At 60.8% G+C, this 12,838-nt stretch carries 16 protein-coding genes; 6 read left to right on the forward strand and 10 right to left on the reverse strand.

Annotated elements, in window-relative coordinates:
• Positions 1 to 8 precede the first annotated feature (8 nt).
• On the reverse strand, positions 9 to 767 hold the full coding sequence (locus ACM1ZW_RS16695) for an AraC family transcriptional regulator (protein WP_414878488.1): 759 nt from the start codon (positions 765 to 767) through the stop codon (positions 9 to 11).
• 135 nt (positions 768 to 902) lie between these two features.
• On the opposite strand from ACM1ZW_RS16695, the gene ACM1ZW_RS16700 reads away from it, so the two are divergent.
• Positions 903 to 1,718, forward strand: a complete 816-nt coding sequence (locus ACM1ZW_RS16700; protein WP_414878489.1) for a UDP-2,3-diacylglucosamine diphosphatase — start codon at positions 903 to 905, stop codon at positions 1,716 to 1,718.
• A gap of 85 nt (positions 1,719 to 1,803) precedes the next feature.
• Here the strand turns inward: ACM1ZW_RS16700 and ACM1ZW_RS16705 are convergent, their stop codons facing one another.
• Positions 1,804 to 2,394, reverse strand: a complete 591-nt coding sequence (locus ACM1ZW_RS16705) for an HD domain-containing protein (RefSeq protein WP_017337128.1) — start codon at positions 2,392 to 2,394, stop codon at positions 1,804 to 1,806.
• 99 nt (positions 2,395 to 2,493) lie between these two features.
• On the reverse strand, positions 2,494 to 2,805 hold the full coding sequence (locus tag ACM1ZW_RS16710) for a DUF962 domain-containing protein (RefSeq protein WP_017337129.1): 312 nt from the start codon (positions 2,803 to 2,805) through the stop codon (positions 2,494 to 2,496).
• A 160-nt stretch (positions 2,806 to 2,965) separates the two neighbouring features.
• Between ACM1ZW_RS16710 and ACM1ZW_RS16715 the strand changes: the two genes are divergently transcribed.
• Complete coding sequence (locus tag ACM1ZW_RS16715) at positions 2,966 to 4,027, forward strand: AraC family transcriptional regulator (RefSeq protein WP_017337130.1); 1,062 nt, start codon at positions 2,966 to 2,968, stop codon at positions 4,025 to 4,027.
• Here the strand turns inward: ACM1ZW_RS16715 and ACM1ZW_RS16720 are convergent.
• Positions 3,984 to 5,438 carry a TrkH family potassium uptake protein gene (locus ACM1ZW_RS16720; RefSeq protein ID WP_017337131.1) on the reverse strand — a complete coding sequence of 485 codons (1,455 nt, stop codon included), beginning with the start codon at positions 5,436 to 5,438 and terminating at the stop codon, positions 3,984 to 3,986. The genes ACM1ZW_RS16715 and ACM1ZW_RS16720 overlap by 44 nt on opposite strands.
• 122 nt (positions 5,439 to 5,560) lie before the next feature.
• Here ACM1ZW_RS16720 and ACM1ZW_RS16725 point away from each other — a divergent pair, with 122 nt between their 5' ends.
• Positions 5,561 to 6,127: an NAD(P)H nitroreductase gene (locus ACM1ZW_RS16725; protein WP_414878490.1), complete on the forward strand. Its 567-nt coding sequence runs from the start codon at positions 5,561 to 5,563 to the stop codon at positions 6,125 to 6,127.
• A 43-nt stretch (positions 6,128 to 6,170) separates the two neighbouring features.
• Here ACM1ZW_RS16725 and ACM1ZW_RS16730 read toward each other — a convergent pair whose 3' ends face one another.
• From ACM1ZW_RS16730 to ACM1ZW_RS16755, 6 genes are all read right to left on the reverse strand, one after another.
• A complete protein-coding gene (locus ACM1ZW_RS16730; protein ID WP_017337133.1) occupies positions 6,171 to 7,511 on the reverse strand; it encodes a sensor histidine kinase in 1,341 nt (446 codons plus the stop codon).
• Positions 7,512 to 7,628: 117 nt separating this feature from the next.
• A complete protein-coding gene (locus ACM1ZW_RS16735; protein ID WP_017337134.1) occupies positions 7,629 to 8,078 on the reverse strand; it encodes an LTXXQ domain-containing protein in 450 nt (149 codons plus the stop codon).
• Between the two features lie 249 nt (positions 8,079 to 8,327).
• Complete coding sequence (locus ACM1ZW_RS16740; RefSeq protein ID WP_017337135.1) at positions 8,328 to 9,005, reverse strand: response regulator transcription factor; 678 nt, start codon at positions 9,003 to 9,005, stop codon at positions 8,328 to 8,330.
• 7 nt (positions 9,006 to 9,012) lie between these two features.
• Positions 9,013 to 9,411, reverse strand: coding sequence for a translation initiation factor 2 (locus ACM1ZW_RS16745; RefSeq protein WP_017337136.1), 399 nt, complete (start codon positions 9,409 to 9,411; stop codon positions 9,013 to 9,015).
• A 109-nt stretch (positions 9,412 to 9,520) separates the two neighbouring features.
• On the reverse strand, positions 9,521 to 9,820 hold the full coding sequence (locus ACM1ZW_RS16750) for a YciI family protein (RefSeq protein WP_008156126.1): 300 nt from the start codon (positions 9,818 to 9,820) through the stop codon (positions 9,521 to 9,523).
• Between the two features lies 1 nt (position 9,821).
• Complete coding sequence (locus ACM1ZW_RS16755; protein ID WP_017337137.1) at positions 9,822 to 10,418, reverse strand: septation protein A; 597 nt, start codon at positions 10,416 to 10,418, stop codon at positions 9,822 to 9,824.
• Positions 10,419 to 10,505: 87 nt separating this feature from the next.
• Here ACM1ZW_RS16755 and ACM1ZW_RS16760 point away from each other — a divergent pair, with 87 nt between their 5' ends.
• Genes ACM1ZW_RS16760 through ACM1ZW_RS16770 form a run of 3 tightly spaced genes read left to right on the forward strand, consistent with a single transcriptional unit; the run spans position 10,506 to position 12,834 of the window.
• Complete coding sequence (locus tag ACM1ZW_RS16760; protein WP_017337138.1) at positions 10,506 to 11,369, forward strand: PHP domain-containing protein; 864 nt, start codon at positions 10,506 to 10,508, stop codon at positions 11,367 to 11,369.
• 13 nt (positions 11,370 to 11,382) lie between these two features.
• Entirely contained in the window at positions 11,383 to 12,012 is a 630-nt protein-coding gene (locus ACM1ZW_RS16765) for an L-threonylcarbamoyladenylate synthase (RefSeq protein ID WP_031318536.1), read from the forward strand.
• Positions 12,013 to 12,834 (forward strand): segregation and condensation protein A, encoded by an 822-nt coding sequence (locus ACM1ZW_RS16770; protein WP_017337140.1) that lies wholly within the window; start codon positions 12,013 to 12,015, stop codon positions 12,832 to 12,834.
• Positions 12,835 to 12,838 lie beyond the last annotated feature (4 nt).

The following is a 12,838-nucleotide window of genomic DNA, read 5'->3' on the forward strand; positions in this document are numbered from 1 at the left end:
GGCTCGCATCATTTGTCGCCAGCCTCGCGCCGCAATTTGCCGGGGGAAGCCCCAAACTCTCGCAACACTGCCGCTGAAAACGCACTTTGCGAGCTGTAGCCAACCCGGCTGGCAATCTCGCCGATGGGCAATGCCGAATCCCGCAACAGACTCACGGCCATGTGCAAACGACGACTGCGAATGTAGTCCATCGGCGTCTGCCCGCATTCAGCGACAAACCGCGCATGCAGCCTAGCGCTGGACAACCCGGCGATGCGCGCCAGATCGGCGACTTGTAGCGGGTAGGCCGCGTACTGATCGATGTGCGCGTTCAACGCGGCGTAGGGCAGGCGCCGCCCGCCCGTCACGTGTGGCCTGGCATGGTTGAGGCTGGCCAGCAACAGCACCGCGCCTTGTTGCGCGATCAGCGGGTCGCTGACCTGACTGCCCGCCAGCCAGTTCACCAATTGATTTTGCCCGGCATCCAGGGGCAGACGCCCGGCGTTGTCGAGCAAACGGCGGCTGGCATCGGCATGCTCGCCAAGCGACTGAGCCACCCATTGAGCACTGGGCACGTCCAGCACCAGGCAGCGGCTGCCATTGGCGCTGCCACAGGCATGATGGAAACCGGACGGAACCACCACGAAACTCTGCTGAACCACCTGGCTGCCATGCCCGTCGACCTCGAAATCCAGCGCGCCCGAGAGCCCGAACACCAGTTGCGCGTGGTCGTGACTGTGGACGATCAGGTCGTGAGTGTATTGGCGCAGCGTGAGGATCGGTCTCATCGCAGGTCTCCCGGGTAAGGCCGTCAGTCTACACCGAGGCCGTCCATGCGCGCTGTCACAGGACTGACTTGTCATTGTCATGGGCAATTAACCGGGCCGGCGCAAGCTTGCAAAAACAATCGCAGAGGGTTGCCCATGACCAGCGCCGAGCTCGCCAAACCCAGTCGTAAGCAACGTGTGCGGACCTTATGGATTTCCGATGTGCACCTGGGCACCCGGGATTGCCAGGCCGAGCACTTGTCGCAGTTTCTCAAGGGCTACCACGCGGACAAGATCTACCTGGTCGGCGACATTATCGATGGCTGGAAACTGCGCAGTGGCATGTACTGGCCGCAAGCGCACACCAACGTGATCCGTCGCCTGTTGACCATGAGCAAGCGCGGCACCGAGGTGATCTACGTCACCGGCAACCACGACGAATTCCTGCGCCGTTACTCGAAGCTGATTCTGGGCAACATTCAATTGGTGGATGAAGCGGTGCACGTGACTGCCGATGGCCGTCATTTGCTGGTGATCCATGGTGACCAGTTTGACGTGATCACCCGTTATCACCGCTGGCTGGCCTTTCTCGGCGACTCGGCCTACGAATTCACCCTGACCCTCAACCGTTGGCTCAACCACTGGCGTGCGCGTTATGGCTACGGATACTGGTCGCTGTCGGCGTACCTCAAGCACAAGGTGAAAACCGCCGTCAGCTTCATCAGCGACTTCGAAGAAGCCATCGCCCACGAATGCGTCAAACGCGAATTGCACGGGGTGGTGTGCGGGCACATTCACCATGCCGAAATCCGCAAGGTCGGCGAAGTGGACTACCTCAATTGCGGGGACTGGGTGGAATCGTGCACGGCGCTGATCGAGCATTGGGATGGTTCGATCGAGTTGTTCCGGTTGGCGGATGCCCAGGCGCGGGAGGCAGAATTGAAGACTATCAAGGCCGCGGAGCCCGCGTAAAAAATCAAAACATCGCAGCCTTCGGCAGCTCCAACATGGAAATGTGGCCCTCTGTAGGAGCTGCCGAAGGCTGCGATCTTTGATCTTAGGCCGGCATATGCTCTTCCATCGCCGCCTTGTAAATTGAATGTTTAGGCTGGGCAAACAACCGCTCCATCATCGGTTCGAAGAAACTCAGCGGCAGCGTGTCGTAATCCGGATCAAACGCCGCCGCATCGTACTTCGCGCAGAATTCGATGGTCGCCTGATACTGCGGATGTCCGCTGAACTGCTCGCGCAGATGTCGATCCATGCCCAAGTGATGGAAGAAGTAGTAGCCCTGGAAGATCCCGTGTTTCTCCACCATCCACAGATTCTCGGCGCTGACGAAGGGCTTGAGGATCGCCGCTGCGATGTCTGGATGGTTGTAGGAGCCCAAGGTGTCGCCGATGTCGTGAAGCAGGGCGCACACCACGTACTCTTCGTCGCGGCCATCGCGCCAGGCACGGCTGGCGGTTTGCAGCGAATGGGTCAGACGATCCACCGGGAAGCCGCCAAAATCACCCTCAAGCAGTTTCAGGTGCGCCACAATCCGTGTCGGCAATTGTCTCGCATAGGCACTGAAGTCGGCGGCGATGATCGCCCAGTCCTCCTGCGTACCGTCCTGCATGTGGGTGAAACGGGCATTGGCATTCATCGGCTATCCTCTTGTTCTTGTCGAAAGGGATTTTTCCAGTGTAGGACCTGTGACCATCAGCACACTGACTGCGCAGGACGCATTGCTGGCCAATCGGGCCTAGAACGGCACGCGGCCCAGAATCATGTCGCGGTACATGACGAAGTCGCCAAGCAGGCTGTAAAGCGGATGTTGAAAAGTCGCAGGACGGTTCTTTTCAAAGAAGAAATGCCCGACCCAGGCGAAGCTGTAGCCGGCCAGCGGAACGGCCAGCAACAACAGCCAGGCGCCTTTGCCGATGGTCAGGGCCAGAATGAAAATAACCAGTGTCGTGCCGATGAAGTGCAATCGTCGGCAGGTACTGTTGCTGTGTTCACTCAGGTAATACGGGTAAAACTCGGCGAAGCTATTGAAACGTTTGAAGTTTTCCACGACTGCGATCTCTGTGGTTATTGTTCTGATTGCAAGTTGTTCTGCGGGTAGCTTATTTGAGTCTAGAGTGATCATTGGCATCAGCCAGTGACAATGGGCGCCACTTTAGTATCCTTCGGAAATTGGCCGTAGCATGCGGCTCACCATGTAAGTAAACGCCATGAGCGAAAGAACGACTTCTGCAAGCTGGGCGATGGGGATTGTCAAAGCACTGGAAATGGACGGCCTGGATTGCCGGGTTCTGTTCAAACAGCTGGGGCTCGACTACGCGTCACTGGACGATCCGGATGCACGCTTCCCGCAAGATTCCATGACACGACTGTGGCAGCGCGCCGTCGAGCTGTCCGGCAACCCGGCGATCGGCCTGAACATGGGCAAGGTGGTACGACCGGCCTCCTTCCATGTGGCCGGTTATGCCTTGATGTCCAGTCAGACCCTGGCCGAAGGCTTTCAACGGCTGGTGCGTTATCAGCGGATCATCGCCGAAAGTGCCGACCTGAGTTTCCGTCTGCTGGACGAGGGTTATGCGCTGATTCTGACGGTCCACGGCGACCACCTGCCACCGACCCGACAAAGTGCCGAAGCCTCGCTGGCCTGCGCGCTCGCATTGTGCGGCTGGCTGACCGGGCGCACCCTGCAACCGCGCAAGGTGCTGGTGCAGGGCGAACAGCCCGCCGATCTTGAACCTTATAAACAAGCCTTCCATGCGCCGTTGGTGTTCAACGCGCCCTATGACGCGCTGATCTTCGAACGCGCCGACATGGAAGCACCGTTGCCGACCGCCAACGAGGCCATGGCGCTGCTGCATGACCGCTTTGCCGGCGAATACCTGGCGCGGTTTTCCGAAAGCCGCGTGACCCACAAGGCGCGGCAGGTGTTGTGCCGCTTGCTGCCCCAGGGCGAACCCAAGCGCGATACCGTGGCGCAAACGCTGCACCTGTCACAACGGACGTTACAGCGGCGCTTGCAGGAAGAGGGCACGAGTTTTCAGACGTTGCTCGATGACACCCGGCGCGAACTGGCCGAGCAATACCTCGCGCAGCCCACCATGACCCTGCTGGAAATTGCCTACCTGTTGGGGTTCGCCGATCCGAGCAACTTCTTCCGCGCCTTCCGACGCTGGTTCGACGCCACGCCCGGCGAGTACCGGGTGCGGCTGATGGAAGCGCCGAATCGGGTCAGTGACGCCAGAACGCCGGAATACACAGAACGAACACCGTGATGATCTCGAGTCGGCCGAGCAGCATGCCGAACGAGAGAATCCATTTGGCGGCATCCGGCAGCGTGGCGAAGTTGCCCGCCGGGCCGATGGTCTCGCCGAGACCCGGCCCGACGCCCGACACGGTACTGGCCGCGCCGGTCAGGGCGGTCATCCAGTCGACGCCGAGCAGCGACAGCAGCAAGGCGATCACGCAGATGGTGATGGCGAAGAAGAACGAGAACGTCAGGATCGAACGCACGATCTCTTCGTCGAGCCGGTGGCCGTTGTACTTCTGCTTGATCACCGCGCGGGGGTGAATCAGCTGGTTAAGGTTGGCCTTGAGCAGTATGTAGGCAACCTGGAAGCGGAAGATCTTGATCCCGCCCGCAGTCGATCCCGAGCAACCGCCGACAAACCCCAGATAGAAGAACAGCATCAGCGAGAAGTTGCCCCAGAGGCTGTAGTCCCCTAATGCAAATCCTGTCGTCGTCACCACCGATGTCACGTTCAGCGCCACATGCCGCAGCGCGTCCAGCCAATGCAGCTGGGTGGTCCACCAGTACCAGGTGCCGAGCACCAGCCACGTCACCAGTAACATGCCGAGCAAGCCTTGAACCTGCTGATCCTTGATGAGGGCCCGGCGGTTACCGCGCAAGGTGGCCACGTACAGCGTGAACGGCAGACTGCCGAGAATCATGATGACGACCGCCACCCAGTGCACCGCCGGTTGCGTCCACTTGGCCAGGGACTGGTCGGAGGTGGAGAAACCGCCGGTGGAAATTGCCGACATCGCGTGGTTGATCGCGTCGAACGGGCTCATTCCCGCCCACCAGAACGCCAGGCTGCCGAAAATGGTGATGCCGACGTAAGCCGCTACGATCAACCGCGCCACCATGTGCGAACGGGGCATGACTTTTTCGGAGCGGTCCGACGACTCGGTCTGAAACAGGCGCATGCCACCAATGCGCAGCAATGGCAGAATCGCGACCGCCATGCCGATGAAGCCGATGCCACCGATCCAGTGCAGCAATGAGCGCCACATCAGGATGCCGGGGGACATGTCATCCAGATGATTGAGCACCGTTGACCCGGTGGCGGTAATGCCGGACATGCTTTCAAAGAACGAGTCGGTGTAGCTGATGTGCTGGGTCAACAGGAACGGCAGTGCGGCGAAGATGCACACCACCAGCCAGCTGCTGACGGTCAGCAGGTACATGTCTCGCGGACGCAGGTGCACGTGCTCGGGACGACCGGGAATGACCAGCGCGAGGCCGGCGACAAAGGTGATCATGCTGGCCCAGAGGAACGACGGCAGGTCGCCGGTGCGCTCGAAAATCACCAGGGTGGCCATGGGCACGACCATGGCGATCGCCAGCGTGATCAGGAAGAGGCCGATGATGAAACCAATGAGACGTAAGGTCGGCAACGCCATGAAGTCCGCTCGGGCTGAAAGTAGGAAGGGCGCCATTCTACCCGTGGGGCAGGGCATGTAAACCGGCATCCCCGAGGCACTTGCAGCTAGAATAGCCAGACATTTTTTTCAGGAGGTGGCCGATGCAGGCTCTCGACGCTTTGCTCAACCGTGTTTCCGTTCCACGACTGGTCGACCCGGCCCCCAGCGCCGAGCAGCGCGAAGTGCTGTTTGGTGCCGCGATGCGTGCACCTGACCACGGCCATTTGCAGCCTTGGCGCTTCCTGACAGTCGAAGGCGCAGCGCGTGAGCAGATGGGCGAGTTGCTGGCCGAAGCTGCAAAACTGCAGGACGGCGATGTGTCCGAAGCTGCGCTGGACAAGGCGCGCAACGGCCCGCTGCGCGCACCGCTGGTGGTCGTGGTGATCGCGCGGGTGCAGGATCACGTCAAATACCCGAAGTCCGAGCAACTGCTGGCGGCTGGCTGCGCAGCGCACGGGATTTTGCTGGCGGCGTATGCGCAAGGGATTGGCGCGGTGTGGCGCACCGGTGATCTGGCGTATTCGGCGCATGTGGCCCAAGGGTTGGGATTGGCGGAAGGGGAAGAGGTGATTGCGTTTCTTTACCTGGGCACGCCGCAGAAAGAACCGCGCGTTGCGGAAAAAGCAGACCTCACCGAGTTCGTCAGCGCCTGGCCCGGCAAGGCCTGACACCACCGATCAAATGTGGGAGTGGGCTTACTCCCACAGGGGATCAGGGTTGGACGATGATTCCCGGCACCAACGGCAATTCCAGGCTGGCGATGAATCCGCCATCCGGATGATTGGCCAGCACCAGACTTCCGCCATGCCGCTCCGCCGCTCGGCGCGCAATGGCCAACCCCAGACCGTGCCCTGCCGCCGTCTGCCCCGGAGCTCGATAAAACGGCTCACCCAACTGGCTCAAATGCTCGGCATCCACGCCGGGCCCGTGGTCGCGCACACTCACTACAATCCGCTCACCTTGCCGCACCGCCTGCATCTCGATCGGTCGCCCCACCGGGTTGAAGCGCTGAGCGTTGCGTAGCAGGTTGTCCACGGCGCGCTCGATCATCGTCGGCCAGCCTTTGAGGTTCAATTGCGGTTCGGCGTCGAGGCGAACGGTCTGTTCCGGCGAACCCAATTGCGCATCCTTTTGCAGCGTATTGAGCAGCGCATTCAGATCGACATCTTCAGCACTGGCGTTATCGGCATCGACCCGCGCCAGCACCAGAATCTCACTGATCAGCGCTTCGAGCCGGTCGCACTCGCGGGTCAGGCGCGGCGAGAGTTTTTCGCGCTCCTCGGGGCTGGCCCGTTCCGCCAGTGCCAGTGCAATGCGCAGCCGGGCGAGGGGCGAACGCAATTCGTGGGACACATCACGCAGCAGTTGCCGCTGACTGCTGATCAGGCTTTGCAGGCGTGCGCCCATGCGGTTGAAGTCGTTGGCCAGCACGCCGAACTCGTCGCGACGGTTGGCCAGTTTCACCAGGCTGTTTTGCTGGTACGTGGTTTGCCCCAGATCATGCACCGCGCCCCGCAGGCGGCTAAGCGGGCGGGTGATGGACAGGGTCACGAACAGGCTGAACAGGGTCAGCACCACCAGCGCGATACCCAGCGCACTCAGTGGCCAGAGCAGGCTTTCGCGGTGCCATGCGTCCAGCTCGGGGTGCGGAATGCGGTAGATCAGCAGGTAGGTATCGCCGGTTTTGGCGCTGGTGTATTCATCGGTCAGACGGCGCCACGGCAGGCGCCGGTCATCGTTGTTCTGTCGCGCTTCGAAGGCCGCCGCGCGACGAGGGAAGGTGCCGCGAACGACTGGATCACCGCTCTCGTTAAGCACCTGAACGTCGATGTGATACTGGCGTTTGCGCTGTTCCAGAATGTCTTGGGCGGCTTCTTCGCCTTGTGCTTCGTAGGTTTGCGTCCACTGCTCGGCCAGAGTGTTCAGGCCCGGGTGGCGGCTGAGAATCCACGCATCCTGGTTGAGCATGTGCCCGAGCAGAATGGAAAGCCCTGCCACCAGAGCGATAGCCAGCCAGAAGCTGGCCAGGATACGCCAGAACAATGAACGCACAGAAAGTCCTCGAACAAACACAATCCCATGTGGGAGAGAGCCACAGAGGCTCGCTTCTACATTGAATTGAGGGGGCAGACCCAACGGGGTTCAGCCGTTGGGTCCAGGGTTAGCGCATTATTGCGCTTTTTGCGGTTGTTGCGCTTTCCACGCCTTGAACTCGGCCCATTCGGCGCGGCGCTCGGCCTGTTTTTTCTGGATCTCGTCGAATTGCTTCTGTTGATCCGGTTTCAGCAGGGCGCGCACATCGGCCTCGGCTTTCTTGTGGTTGGCGGCCATCTCGTCCTTCATGGCTTTCTGGTCGGCTGGCGAGAGTTTTTCCAGGTACTTGTCGACCACTTGCTTACGCTCGTGCATCTGCTCGCCCATGATCTTGCGGATCTGCTCGCGCTGTTCGCGGCTCAGGTCCAGTTGGCTGTACGGGCCTTTGCCGTGCATGCCGTGCATCTGGCCGCCGTGGCGCGAGCCGTCCATCGGACCACCCATCGGGCCGGCACCTTCAGGCATGGCCATGGCAACGGTCGGCAGGGCGGCGGCGAACATCAGAGCGATAAGAGTCTTGCGCATGGTGAATCTCCTTGTCTCGTTCCCGGTACGTTCCGGATGAGTTCAGATTACGGAGATCAAGGTCAGCGGCGGTCAGCGGAGCGTAAAGCTTGGGTAAAGACGATTTCTCGCCGACCTGACAAATTTAGCTGGCAGTGGCCTGTGGCGAGGGAGCTTGCTCCCGCTGGACTGCGCAGCAGGCCTTCTTTTGAGGCCGCTTCGCAGCCCAGCGGGAGCAAGCTCCCTCGCCACAGGTTGCTGTTGTCCGGTTTACAGACTGTAGTAATAACCACGGCTGCGCAGGGCGACGATACGCGGGCGGCCGTCGGGGTGGGGGCCGATCTTTTTGCGCAGGTTGCTGACGTGCATGTCCAGGCTGCGGTCGTACAGGGTCAGTTTGCGGCCGAGGGCGATTTGCGCCAGTTCCTGTTTGTCCAGCGGCTCGCCGGGTTGCTTGAGCAAGGCTTCGAGCAGACGGCTTTCGGACACCGTGAGGGTGAATTCCTGTTCATCGATGCTGACCACGCCGCGCACCGGGCTGAAACACAGATCGCCCAGTTCGAGCTGGCTGGACACCGCCGTCGGATGACTGCGGCGCAATACTGCGCGCAGGCGGGCGGTCAGCTCTCGCGGGTCGCACGGCTTGGCCAGGTAATCGTCGGCGCCCAGTTCCAGGCCGAGGATGCGATCCAGCGGCTCGCCGCGGGCCGATAGCATCAGCACCGGCAAATCCGGGTGATCGCTGCGCAATTGCTTGAGCAATTCCAGACCGCTGCCGTCCGGCAGCATGACGTCCAGCACCACGGCGGCCGGGGAGGTTTCGGCCAGCGCGCGACGGGCGCTCTGGCCGTCGTGGCACGCACGGACCTGGAAGCCTTCCTGGCTCAGCCAACTGACCAGCAGCTCGCACAGCTCCTGATCATCATCAATTAATAACAGCTCGCTCATGACTCACTCAATTTAGCCATTGTCGACGTTTTCGACTTGCACCACTGGCGAAGATACCGCAGAGCAGGGCCAATAGCGCTACTCCCGCGCCGATCACGAACCATTGCTGCTGGTCTGTGAGAAAACGCGGCAGCGGACTGCTGGCCTGGGCCTCCTTGAGTTGCAGCTTCAGACGCTGGTTCTCCTGGCGCAACCGGCTCAGTTGAGCGCTTTCGCGTTCGGCATCGGCATTTTGCAGTTGTTTGCTCAGTTCTTCTCGTTGCTGTTCGCTCACCTTCAAGCGCTGCTGCAACTCGGTGATCTGGCTGCCGGCGCTCAAGGACAGCGGCGTTGCGCTTTCTTCACCGTGGGCAGGTGCCACGATCGACAACGTGACCAACATCAGACACAACGGACCTTTGCGCATCGGAGCTCCTGATTCCAATCGATTATTGGGCAGGTTGTCGGCAGGCAAACGAGAATAATGAGCGATTGAGAGCGCGATGAACCGACAAGGTTCATCGCGCGGGAGGAATTTACGGCAGGACTTGCTTGAACGGCTTGACCGAAACGTTGGCGTAGACGCCTGCGGCGATGTACGGATCGGCGTCGGCCCAGGCCTGGGCGGCGCTCAGGGAATCGAATTCGGCGACAATCAGGCTGCCGGTGAAACCCGCAGCGCCCGGATCATTGCTGTCGACCGCCGGATGCGGGCCGGCCAATACGATACGACCTTCGCCCTTGAGCACTTGCAGGCGCTCAAGGTGTGCAGGCCGTGCGGCCAGGCGGGCTTCCAGGGAGTTGGCGACGTCTGTGGCAATGATTGCGTAAAGCATGTCAGTCCTCGGTTTTTGGCGTGGTGGTATCGGCGTCGTGCAGGTGGCGGGACAGGTAAATACCCTGGGCGACCAGGAACAGCAACGTCATGCCCAGGCTGCCGAAGACCTTGAAGTCGACCCAGTAGTCCTGGAACGTGAACGCGACGAACAGGTTGGCGGCACCGCAAAACAGGAAGAACGCGATCCAGGCGATGTTCAGGCGCGTCCAGACCAGGTCCGGCAGGGTCAGCGCGTGGCCCATGATGCGTTTGATCAGCAACTGGTCACCGATGAAGTGGCTGCCGATGAACGCCAGCGCAAACAGCCAGTTGACCACCGGCGCTTTCCATTTCAGGAAGGTTTCGCTGTGGAACGCCAGGGTCAGGCTGCCGAAGACCAGGCAGGCGATGAGGGTCAGCCACTGGCTCTTTTCCAGCTTGCGCTGCTTGATGAAGAGTGTGCCGTAGACGACCAGGGAGCTGATGATCAGCATCGCGGTGGCGCTGTAGATGCCTCCGACAGTCAGTTGATGACCGCCAATGTCAACGACCCGTGGGTCGATCTTGAAAACAATGAAAAACAGCAGGAGCGGGATGAAATCGATGAATTGTTTCACAGTGGCAGCCAGAAGCAGGATGTGGCGGCATAATAACAAACATATGGGCGCGCGATAGCGTCAGCTGATTTGAGGTAACACATCCCCGTGAATGTCGATTTGCACTGCCATAGCACCGCCTCCGATGGCGCTCTCGCGCCTGCTGTCCTGGTGGCGCGTGCGTACGAAAAAGGCGTGCGAGTCCTGGCCTTGACCGATCACGACACCCTCGAAGGCCTCGACGAGGCCCGCAACGCGGCAACGGCGCTGGGGATGCAATTGGTCAACGGCGTCGAATTATCCTGCACCTGGGGTGGCGCGACCATTCATGTGTTGGGTTACGGATTTGATGTGAATGCACCGCCGTTGGTCGAAGCCATCGCCAAATTGCACGATGGCCGTTGGCTACGGTCCGAAGAAATAAGCCGCAAGCTGGCATTGAAGGGTATGCCGGGTGCGCTGGAAGGCGCCCGGGCGATCCAGCAGGAACTGGGCGACAGCGGTAACGCGCCGGCCCGTCCGCACTTCGCCGACTGGATGGTGCGCGAAGGTTTCGTCAAGGATCGCGCCGAAGCGTTCCGCAAATGGCTGGGCGCCGGCAAGCTGGGGGACGTCAAGCAACACTGGCCGACCCTGGAAGAGACGGTCGAAACCCTGCGTGCGGCCAAAGCCTGGGTGAGCCTGGCGCACCCGTGGCACTACGATTTCACTCGCAGCAAGCGCCGCCGCCTGATTGCCGACTATATTCAAGCAGGCGGCCATGCGATCGAAGTGGTCAATGGCCATCAGCCCGCGGAGCAGGTGGGCAGTCTGGCGATTCTTGCTCGTGAGTTCGGTCTGCTGGTCAGCGCCGGCAGTGATTTTCATGGCCCTGGAGGCTGGTCCGAGATCGGTGAATACCGCCCGCTCCCGGAGGATCTGCCACCACTGTGGTGTCGATTCAAACATGACCCAATTATTGCCGCCGTCTGAACAGGTAGAGAATGTGAGTCAATTTTTCCAGATTCATCCGGAAAACCCGCAAGCGCGCCTGATCAAACAGGCTGTCGAGATCATCCGCAACGGCGGGGTGGTGATTTATCCCACTGACTCGTCCTACGCCATTGGTTGCCAGATCGGCGACAAGAATGCCGTGGAGCGCGTTCGCCGGTTGCGTCAACTGGATGAGAAGCACAACTTCGCACTGATTTGCAGCGACCTGTCGCAACTGGGGCTGTTTGCCAAGATCGACACCGGCACCTTCCGCCTGCTCAAGGCACATTTGCCAGGGCCCTATACCTTCATTCTCAATGCCACCCGCGAAGTCCCGCGGCTGTTGTTGCACCCGAAAAAACGCACCATCGGCCTGCGCGTGCCCAGCCACCCGATTGCCCTGGCGCTGCTGGAAGAACTCGGCGAGCCGCTGATGAGCGTGACGCTGATCATGCCCGGCGACACCGACCCGCTGACCGATCCGTATGAAATGCGCCAGTTGCTCGAGCATCAGGTCGACCTGATCATCGACGGCGGTTTCGGCGGCATCAAGGCGTCCACCGTGATCAATCTCGCCGACGGCGAGCCGGAAGTGATCCGCGTGGGTTGCGGCGATCCGACGCCGTTCATGGCCGAGGCGTAGATGTCTGCAGTAGAACCCGTTGTCGACAGTCAGGCCGGTGCCCAGCAAGAGCTGCCCTTCGCCATGGTCTATGGCCAGGCGGTCATGGAAATGCCGCTGGACCTGTACATTCCACCGGATGCACTCGAGGTCTTTCTCGAAGCCTTCGAAGGCCCCCTCGACCTGCTGCTGTACCTGATCCGCAAACAGAACATCAACATCCTCGACATCCCGGTGGCGGAAATCACCCGCCAGTACATGGGTTATGTGGAGTTGATGCAGTCGGTGCGCCTGGAACTGGCCGCCGAGTACCTGGTCATGGCCGCGATGCTGGCCGAGATCAAGTCGCGGATGCTGTTGCCGCGAGCCGAAACCATCGAAGACGAAGAAGACGACCCGCGCGCCGAATTGATCCGTCGTTTGCAGGAGTACGAACGTTTCAAGGCCGCCGCCGAAGGTATCGATGGCTTGAGCCGCGTTGGTCGTGACGTGGTGGTGCCCAAGCTGGATGCCCCGGAAGCCCGGGCGCGCAAGCTGTTGCCGGACGTGAGCCTGGAAGAATTGCTGATGTCCATGGCCGAGGTCCTGCGCCGTGGCGACATGTTTGAAAGTCACCAGGTCAGCCGCGAGGCGCTGTCCACTCGCGAGCGCATGAGCGACGTGCTGGAACGGCTCAAGGGCGGCGGTTTCGTGCCGTTTGTCGAGCTGTTCACGGCCGAAGAAGGGCGCCTGGGTGTCGTGGTGACCTTTATGGCGATCCTCGAACTGGTCAAGGAATCTTTGGTCGAGCTGGTGCAGAATGAGCCGTTCGCGGCGATCCACGTGCGAGCCCGAGCCGAATAACGAG

It is taken from the genome of Pseudomonas sp. NFX71, assembly GCF_048079215.1.
GTDB lineage: Bacteria > Pseudomonadota > Gammaproteobacteria > Pseudomonadales > Pseudomonadaceae > Aquipseudomonas > Aquipseudomonas fluorescens_B.

Excerpts from the sequence above, each read along its gene's own strand:
- ACM1ZW_RS16695 (WP_414878488.1), bottom strand. The coding sequence starts at position 767 with ATGAGACCGATCCTCACGCTGCGCCAATACACTCACGACCTGATCGTC.
- ACM1ZW_RS16700 (WP_414878489.1), top strand. The coding sequence starts at position 903 with ATGACCAGCGCCGAGCTCGCCAAACCCAGTCGTAAGCAACGTGTGCGG.
- ACM1ZW_RS16705 (WP_017337128.1), bottom strand. The coding sequence starts at position 2,394 with ATGAATGCCAATGCCCGTTTCACCCACATGCAGGACGGTACGCAGGAG.
- ACM1ZW_RS16715 (WP_017337130.1), top strand. The coding sequence starts at position 2,966 with ATGAGCGAAAGAACGACTTCTGCAAGCTGGGCGATGGGGATTGTCAAA.
- ACM1ZW_RS16720 (WP_017337131.1), bottom strand. The coding sequence starts at position 5,438 with ATGGCGTTGCCGACCTTACGTCTCATTGGTTTCATCATCGGCCTCTTC.
- ACM1ZW_RS16725 (WP_414878490.1), top strand. The coding sequence starts at position 5,561 with ATGCAGGCTCTCGACGCTTTGCTCAACCGTGTTTCCGTTCCACGACTG.
- ACM1ZW_RS16735 (WP_017337134.1), bottom strand. The coding sequence starts at position 8,078 with ATGCGCAAGACTCTTATCGCTCTGATGTTCGCCGCCGCCCTGCCGACC.
- ACM1ZW_RS16740 (WP_017337135.1), bottom strand. The coding sequence starts at position 9,005 with ATGAGCGAGCTGTTATTAATTGATGATGATCAGGAGCTGTGCGAGCTG.
- ACM1ZW_RS16745 (WP_017337136.1), bottom strand. The coding sequence starts at position 9,411 with ATGCGCAAAGGTCCGTTGTGTCTGATGTTGGTCACGTTGTCGATCGTG.
- ACM1ZW_RS16750 (WP_008156126.1), bottom strand. The coding sequence starts at position 9,820 with ATGCTTTACGCAATCATTGCCACAGACGTCGCCAACTCCCTGGAAGCC.
- ACM1ZW_RS16770 (WP_017337140.1), top strand. The coding sequence starts at position 12,013 with ATGTCTGCAGTAGAACCCGTTGTCGACAGTCAGGCCGGTGCCCAGCAA.